This window comes from Campylobacter troglodytis (assembly GCF_006864425.1).
Lineage (GTDB): Bacteria > Campylobacterota > Campylobacteria > Campylobacterales > Campylobacteraceae > Campylobacter_D > Campylobacter_D troglodytis.
In genome coordinates, this window is record NZ_QHLI01000083.1 from 1 (window position 1) to 7,204 (window position 7,204).

Genomic DNA, 7,204 nt, shown 5'->3' on the forward strand with positions numbered 1-7,204 from the left:
ATACCTCGACACAAACCACCCCTATCCTCCGCTTTTAAATCCTGCTTTGTTGAATGGGGAGGACTTTTTTGAAAATGATGGCTTGGCAAATTCAAAGGGCAAGGGCGATACTGGCAGGGCTGATGGCTTGGCAAATTCAAAGGGCGAGGGAAAATCTCTTGCAAATTTAGGCAATAAAAATGAGACCTTGTCAGGTGGCAAAGCTGAGGCTTTGGAAAATTCAAGCAAGCAAGGCGAGGCTTGCTTTGAGGGTGAGGTTAGCAAGGATGAAGCCTTGTCAGGTGGCAAAGCTGAGGCTGTGGTAAATTCAAAGGGCGAGGGCGAGGGGTTTGCAAAAGCTGAAACTCAGCCAAGCAAAGAAAATGGGGCTTTGGCAACAAATACAACTCAATCAAATAAGGAAGTTTCAAATTTAGCACACAAACAAAATGAGGCTTTGTCAAATTCAAGCAAACAAGATGAAGCTGTGGGAGATAACAAAGCTGAGGCTTTGACAAATTCAAACAGCAAAAACGAACAAGCTTTAACAAAAAATTCAAGCACTAATTCATTAAAAACTCAAGCCTCTTCAAAGGATGAAATTCAAGCCGCATTAAAAACTCAAGCCCTCTCAAAAAGCGAACCTCAAATCCTCTCAAATGATAAAAGCAAATACAAAAACCCTGATTTAAGCTATGAAAAGATTCCAGCCTCTCTTGCTTGGCAGCTCAACTTGCCCTTGCCTCCTTATTATCATATAAATTTTTTTAATAACGGAGCCACAGCTTCTATGAGTATTTTGAATTTTTTTAAGCTTTGTGGGCTTAGAATTTGTGGGTATTGGCATTATGAGGATGCCAAGTACAAGCAAGATTATGAGATTTTAATCAAGAACAAAAAATCCTTTAATGTCATCGCTACTTACATAAACAGTGGGACAAAATATTTTCATCTCTTAACCAAGAAGGTGCCCTTGCTTTTTGTAACAAGGGATCCTATCTCAAAGATCAAATCTGCTTGTAATCACTTTTCAAGTGCTAAGATAAGCCCTTTGATGAAAAAATTCACCCTTGCAAACAAGGATTTTAAGGCTCTTTTTCCTGAAAATATATATTGGGGTAATGCAGCTCCAAATATAAATGTAGGCTTTGGCTCACATACCTTGCAAGCTAAATTATATTTTGATAGCTTTTTAAAAAGAGTGCCACGCTTTGATAGGTTTTATATATTTAGCTTCGATGATTTTTCTGTAAATAAGGCTTATGAAACATTCAAAAAAATGGCTAAACTCTTTAAGCTTAATATGCCCTATGATGAGAGGCTTTATAATAGAAGGGTTGAGACAAAGCGTTTTGGAATGGCAGTTCTTCCCACTTGCTTGTATGCACACAAAAAGGATTTAGGTAAAGATGATAATGCCTTAATAGAAGGCATAAATATCCACATAAATTGCGATCCAAGCCTAAGAATGAAAGCTGATTTTTTCGAGCTTACAGAGCAGCTTTTGGGAAGTAAATGTTATATAAATGATAGCGAGATTATAATTTATGCAAGCAAGGATGAGGCTAGGCTTTTACTACAAGATAAAGAGCTTTTAGAGGCTGTAAAAAAGCACTTGCAAGGCTATATAGAGGCATTAAGATCAAATGTAAATGAAACCTTAAAATCCTTAATCACAGAGGAGCAGGTCTTAAATTTTTTAAGAAAGAACAAGGAGAAAAGAAAGATGTTAAAAACTATGTGCGAGCAAGAATTACAATGGTTTAAGCAAAATAGACCCGAAATAATAGCTTCTTGGACTTACTACTTAGAATTTGAAAAAATGTATAAAGAACTTGATGAGGGGCATTAAAGAACTTGCTTTAAGTGATAAATTTAAAAAACATTTTATTAAGCTTGAATTCCCCTTAAAAGCAGAGTAAATTCACAGTCAAAGAACAAGCTCTTGTTTAAAGAAATTTAGTTTTAAGATGCTTTGTAAAGCTTATCTCAACGCAGACTGTCATTTTGAACATAGCGATTCAAAGGGTTGCAAGGCGTAGCCAAAACAAAAAATCTATTTTTGCTAAAAAAATTTCATTTTGAGATACTTCGCCTTTTTTATAAAAGGCTCAGTATGACAAAAGATGAAACACTTAGCAAAACTTAGTCTGACAAAGATGGTTAATATAAACAAAAATTAATGCTTTTTTATACAAAAGTTTTTTCAAAAAACATTTTGCAAGAAAACTTGTTTTAAAAAAAGTAGCTTAAATTCAAAGCCAAAGCAAACTAAACAAGCGTTTTAATCTAGGCTTTTTTAAAAATTTAAGTGCTTTAAATTCAAGCCTTAAATTTAAACCAAGCTTAATCTTGCTTTTAAATAACTAAATTTGTTATAATTTCTCAAATTTAAGAAGGCAAAAATTCACACAAACTGTGTAAGGCACAAAAAGCGTGAATTTAAAAAAGGCAAAGAATGAAACTTTTTGGCACAGACGGAGTTAGGGGCAAGGCGGGTGAGTTTTTGGATAGCTTTTTGGCTATGAGACTTGCTATGGCTTGTGGCATTTATTTTAAAGACAAGGCATTAACAAATAACATTTTAGTAGGAAAAGACACGCGTCGCAGTGGCTATATGCTTGAAAATGCCATAGTTTCAGGGCTTACTGCCATAGGATATAATGTCATTCAAATCGGTCCTATGCCAACACCTGCCATAGCCTTTTTGACAGAGGATATGCGTTGTGATGCTGGCATTATGATCTCAGCCTCTCATAATGTGTATTGCGATAATGGCATCAAATTCTTTGACGCACAAGGAAATAAGCTTGATGAGGAAGCAGAAGCACAGATAGAAAGAATTTACGCCAATGAAAAGCTTATCTTAGAGGCAAAAAGCAAGGAAAGTAAGATCGGCAAAGCCAAACGCATAGATGATGTCATAGGTCGCTACATAGTGTCAATTAAAAATTCCTTCCCCAAAACCCTTACCCTAAAATCCCTACGAGTAGTGCTAGATACAGCAAATGGAGCTGCTTACAAGGTAGCACCTACAATCTTTAAGGAACTAGGAGCTGAGGTCATAGTGCTAAATGACGAGCCAAATGGGCTAAATATAAATGACAACTGCGGTGCCTTGCACCCTTTGAATTTAGCCTTGGAGGTAAAAAGGCTTCGTGCTGATGTGGGCTTTGCCTTTGACGGGGATGCTGATAGGCTTGTGGTGGTTGATGAAAAAGGCGAGGTGGCAAATGGAGATAGTTTGCTTGGGGTTTTGGCTTTGTTTTTAAAAGAACAAGGCAAGTTAAACTCAGCTGTTGTAGCAACTGTGATGAGTAATGGAGGCTTAAAAGAGTTTTTAAATTCACATAAAATAGAACTTGTAAGCTGTGGGGTAGGAGATAAGCTTGTGCTTGAAAAATTAAAAGAACTTGGGGGCAATTTTGGAGGTGAGCAAAGCGGACATATAATCTTTACAGACTATGCTAAAACAGGAGACGGTCTCATAGCAGCCTTGCAGTTTTGTGCCTTAATGCTTACTAAAAAACAAAGTGCAAGTAAGATCTTATCAAATGTCAAGCCCTACCCTCAACTTTTAAAAAATTTAAAGATCAGCAAAAAGCAGGATCTAAGCAAATTAAAGGGCTTAAAAGAGCTTGAAAATAATCTTAAAGAACGCAAAATAAACTCGCTTTTTCGCTACTCAGGAACAGAAAATGTCCTTCGTTTGCTTTTGGAGGCAAAGGACGGCAGGGTGCTTGAAAATGCTATGAAAGAGCTTAGTAGCTTTTTTGAGAAAGCCTTGAATGATTAAGCTTTCTTACATCTTTTTGGCTGGTTTTGGCTTTGCCTTTATAAGCGATCAATTTGTTAAGCATTTGTCCTTAAACGGACTTAGATATGAAAGTTCTTACATAGATCTTGTGCAAGTTTTTAACGATGGGGTTGCCTTTTCTATGCTAAGCTTTTTGAAAGATTATCTTAAATACTTGCATCTTGCTTTGATCCTGTGCTTGTTTGCTTATTTGCTTTGGCAAAAAAGCTTTTTTAAGGAGCATTTACTTGCCTTTTCTTTGATCTTTGGAGCAGGATCTTCAAATTTGCTTGATCGCTTTTTGTATGGGGGCGTGGTTGATATGTTTTATTGGCATAAGTGGTTTAATTTTGCTATCTTTAATGTAGCCGATGTATTGATAAATTTAGGCGTAGCATTGATCTTAATCAAAGAGTTTTTTTTTAAGAAAAAGGCTATTTTATAAAAACTGTTATTTTGAGGCTTTTAAAAAAAGGATAGATTGCAAGGCTTAACAAAGATTAACAGTTTAAAAAAAACTTAAAAATTAAAAGGTTTATATAAATGAAAAAAGGGGCGACAATTTGGCTGTGTGGGCTAGCAGGATCTGGAAAAAGCACTCTTGCAAAAGAATTAGCAAGGCTTTTAAGAGAGGATTTTGATAATGTTGTATATTTAGATGGGGACGAGACAAGGGAGTTTTTTGAGTCCTTTTCTTATGATAAAAAAGCTAGGATAGAGATGGCTTTTAAAAGAGCAAAGATGGCTAAATTCTTAAATAATGAGGGGCAAATAGTCATAGTTAGCACCATCTCGCTTTTTGATGAGGTTTATGAGTTTAATAGAAAGAATTTAAGCTCTTACTTTGAGGTCTTTGTGGAATGTGATTTTGAGGAGCTAAAAAGAAGGGATCAAAAAGAACTTTACACGAGGGCTATACAAGGGCTTGAAAGGGATGTTGTGGGGGTGGATTTAGAATTTGACATCCCAAGGGCGCATTTAATCATCAATAATAGCTCTATGGATAAGCTTGATGAAAAGGCTAGATACCTTTTGAAGGAATTTCTTAGCTTTTATAATGCACTTTAAGTTCTTGTGAATTTAAGGCTTTTTACCCTTTCAAAGGCACACTGCCTTTTTTTGCAAAAAGACTATTATAAAATCATCAAAAAATCTTGCTAGAATTCACAGCCAAAGGCTAAATTTGAAAAGCTTGAATTTACCTCGTAAAACTAGCAAAAACTGTAAGGAAACAAATGAAAACACCCACAAAGCCTCATCATAACTCTGTAACAAGGTATTTACTCTTTAAATATCTTCGCTTTGATAAGGAACAACCCTTCATTATGCTTTCTATGATCCTAGCCTTTATAGGAGTTTGCGTTGGACTTTGCGTGCTTTTGGTGGCTATGGCTATAATGAACGGCTTTGATAAGGGGCTTAGGGAGAGATTTTTTGTGATGAATTATCCCTTAACTGTGCTTTCAAGATTTCAAAATGCCATAAACGATGAGCTTCTTAATGATATAAAAACACAGTTTCCAAACCTACTTTTTAGCCCCTATCTAAGCTCTCAGATCATCACAAGGTATGAGAATAAATTTGAAGGTGGCTTACTCTTTGGGGTAAAAAGCGAGGATGAAAAAAAGATAAACAAGGTGGTCCAAGAAGCTCTTAAAGAAAATAACTTACAGGGCTTTGAAGTGCTTGCAGGAAGGGCTTTGATAGAGGATTTTAATCTACAAAGAGGGGATAAACTTTCAATCATCTTTTCAAATTTAAATCCAAGCGGGCTTGCTCTTACTCCTACAACAAAAAGATTTGAGGTAAATTATAGCTTTCATTCAGGGCTCTTGCTTTATGATAAGGCATATATTTATGCTGACATTGAGGCTGTGCGTAGGGTTTTAGGAAGGGGGGAGGGGTATGACGGTATTCATATATACTCAGATGAGCCCTTTAAGGACATAGAAAAAATTAAGACCTGGCTTGGCGAGGCTTATTCTGTTTATGGCTGGTGGGAGCAAAATGAGAATTTATTTTCAGCCCTTGAGCTTGAAAAAAGGGCACTTTTTATAGTGCTAATGCTAATTATCCTAGCTTCTAGCCTTAATATAGTAAGTTCCTTGCTTATGATAGTTATGAACCGTCGTGCTGAGATCGCCTTGCTTTTAGCACTTGGGGCAAGCAAGGGCGAGATTAAAAAGGCATTTTTTGCCCTTGGTGGCTTGATAGGAGGTAGTGGGATAGTGGCTGGCTTATTACTTGCCTTTGGGGTGCTTTTTTTGCTTGAAAATTTTGAGATCATCACCCTTCCTGCTGATGTTTATGGATCAAGTAAGCTTTTACTTGATCTAAATTTTATAGATCTTTTATTTGCCCTTTTTGGAGCCTTGTGTATAGTGATGCTAAGTTCTTATTATCCAGCAAGAAAGGCTACTCAGGTGGATGTTTTGGATACTTTAAGAAATGAGTAAGCCTTGCTTTAAGCTTTTAAGATTTGTCAAAATATTAAGCTTCAACTAAGCTTGTTAAATAAATCTTCTTGAAAAAGAAAAATATAAAGCTACAAGGCTAAAAACAAAATCCTTTCTTTTAATTAAAGACTTAATTAAACTTAAAGCAAAGGATTTTTAAGCTAAATCCTATGAAAAACAAAGGTTTGTTTGTAAATTTCGCCAAATACAAGGGAAATTTGAGGTGTTTTTTACTTAGCCTCTGTGGCTCTTCCCTTTGCAAGAAGTACTTGAATTAGAGAAGAAAAATCTCCCAACTTTGTTAAATTTTAGGGCAAAATTTGTGCAAAATTTTTAGAAGAAATTTGAATTTTGATAGCCAAAAAATGTGAAAAAATATCTAAAATGAGTAGTGAAATGGAAGTAGATGAGAATTACTTTTTGCTTCACTCGCAACTGCGTGGCACAAGGGCAAGATATGGGTGTAGAATGCGTGGATGTGAGGTTGGCAAGAAGCGTTTGTGTTTTGACTTAGTGCTACTCATCTTGCAACTCTAAGGCAAAGAATGCTAAAATGTTAGATTAGCGTTTGAATGCAAAAAGCATTGCTTGACAAAACAGTTACTATCCATAATAAAGGACTTTGTAGGGCTGAAAGAATGTAAAATGTATAGCGACAATCTCAAAGCATAAGGTGGCTTGGTGAATTTTGTGTTTCGCTTCGCTTGTGTCTTTGCAAAAAGAAAGAAAGGCTCATTAGCTAGTAAAGTACCCCAAATTCAAGTTGTCAAATGGGCAAAATCACATAAAAGAAATGGCGATTGATACTTTTAGCTAAAATTACATAGGATTTTTCCTAATCAATTTTAACAAAATTTTATACAAATTTTCATTTTTAACTTTAACATTATATCTAAATTCAGTTTCCTTTAAGTGCAAATAGAAAAATTCCCTTTTAATGCCGTGAAACTGACTTAATCTAGCCTTTGCATAG

The 7,204-nt window shown here is 35.6% G+C and carries 6 protein-coding genes and 1 pseudogene; 6 read left to right on the forward strand and 1 reads right to left on the reverse strand.

Annotation, left to right across the window (positions count from 1 at the left end; all coding sequences use genetic code 11):
• The 6 genes from DMC01_RS11565 to DMC01_RS13845 form a co-directional block, all read left to right on the forward strand.
• The coding region (locus DMC01_RS11565) for a DUF2972 domain-containing protein (RefSeq protein ID WP_142694361.1) at positions 1-1,831 on the forward strand (1,831 nt) is incomplete at its 5' end.
• 606 nt (positions 1,832-2,437) lie between these two features.
• Complete coding sequence (gene glmM / locus DMC01_RS11570) at positions 2,438-3,775, forward strand: phosphoglucosamine mutase (protein ID WP_142694362.1); 1,338 nt, start codon at positions 2,438-2,440, stop codon at positions 3,773-3,775.
• Positions 3,768-4,220, forward strand: coding sequence for a signal peptidase II (lspA, locus tag DMC01_RS11575; RefSeq protein ID WP_142694363.1), 453 nt, complete (start codon positions 3,768-3,770; stop codon positions 4,218-4,220). The genes glmM and lspA overlap by 8 nt, the downstream gene beginning before the upstream one ends.
• A 98-nt stretch (positions 4,221-4,318) precedes the next feature.
• Entirely contained in the window at positions 4,319-4,843 is a 525-nt protein-coding gene (locus DMC01_RS11580) for an adenylyl-sulfate kinase (protein ID WP_142694364.1), read from the forward strand.
• Positions 4,844-5,010: 167 nt separating this feature from the next.
• Positions 5,011-6,231 carry an ABC transporter permease gene (locus DMC01_RS11585; RefSeq protein ID WP_246059215.1) on the forward strand — a complete coding sequence of 407 codons (1,221 nt, stop codon included), beginning with the start codon at positions 5,011-5,013 and terminating at the stop codon, positions 6,229-6,231.
• Between the two features lie 384 nt (positions 6,232-6,615).
• The gene (locus DMC01_RS13845) at positions 6,616-6,768 is read left to right on the forward strand and encodes a hypothetical protein (protein ID WP_185908912.1); all 153 of its coding nucleotides are present in this window, start codon (positions 6,616-6,618) and stop codon (positions 6,766-6,768) included.
• A 282-nt stretch (positions 6,769-7,050) separates the two neighbouring features.
• Here DMC01_RS13845 and DMC01_RS11590 read toward each other — a convergent pair.
• Positions 7,051-7,204: pseudogene (locus DMC01_RS11590) on the reverse strand (IS1595 family transposase); the annotation flags it as partial.

What these genes read in the sequence shown, in the direction of transcription:
- lspA (WP_142694363.1), top strand. Translation starts at nt 3,768, where the DNA reads ATGATTAAGCTTTCTTACATCTTTTTGGCTGGTTTTGGCTTTGCCTTT.
- DMC01_RS11580 (WP_142694364.1), top strand. Translation starts at nt 4,319, where the DNA reads ATGAAAAAAGGGGCGACAATTTGGCTGTGTGGGCTAGCAGGATCTGGA.
- glmM (WP_142694362.1), top strand. Translation starts at nt 2,438, where the DNA reads ATGAAACTTTTTGGCACAGACGGAGTTAGGGGCAAGGCGGGTGAGTTT.
- DMC01_RS13845 (WP_185908912.1), top strand. Translation starts at nt 6,616, where the DNA reads ATGAGTAGTGAAATGGAAGTAGATGAGAATTACTTTTTGCTTCACTCG.
- DMC01_RS11585 (WP_246059215.1), top strand. Translation starts at nt 5,011, where the DNA reads ATGAAAACACCCACAAAGCCTCATCATAACTCTGTAACAAGGTATTTA.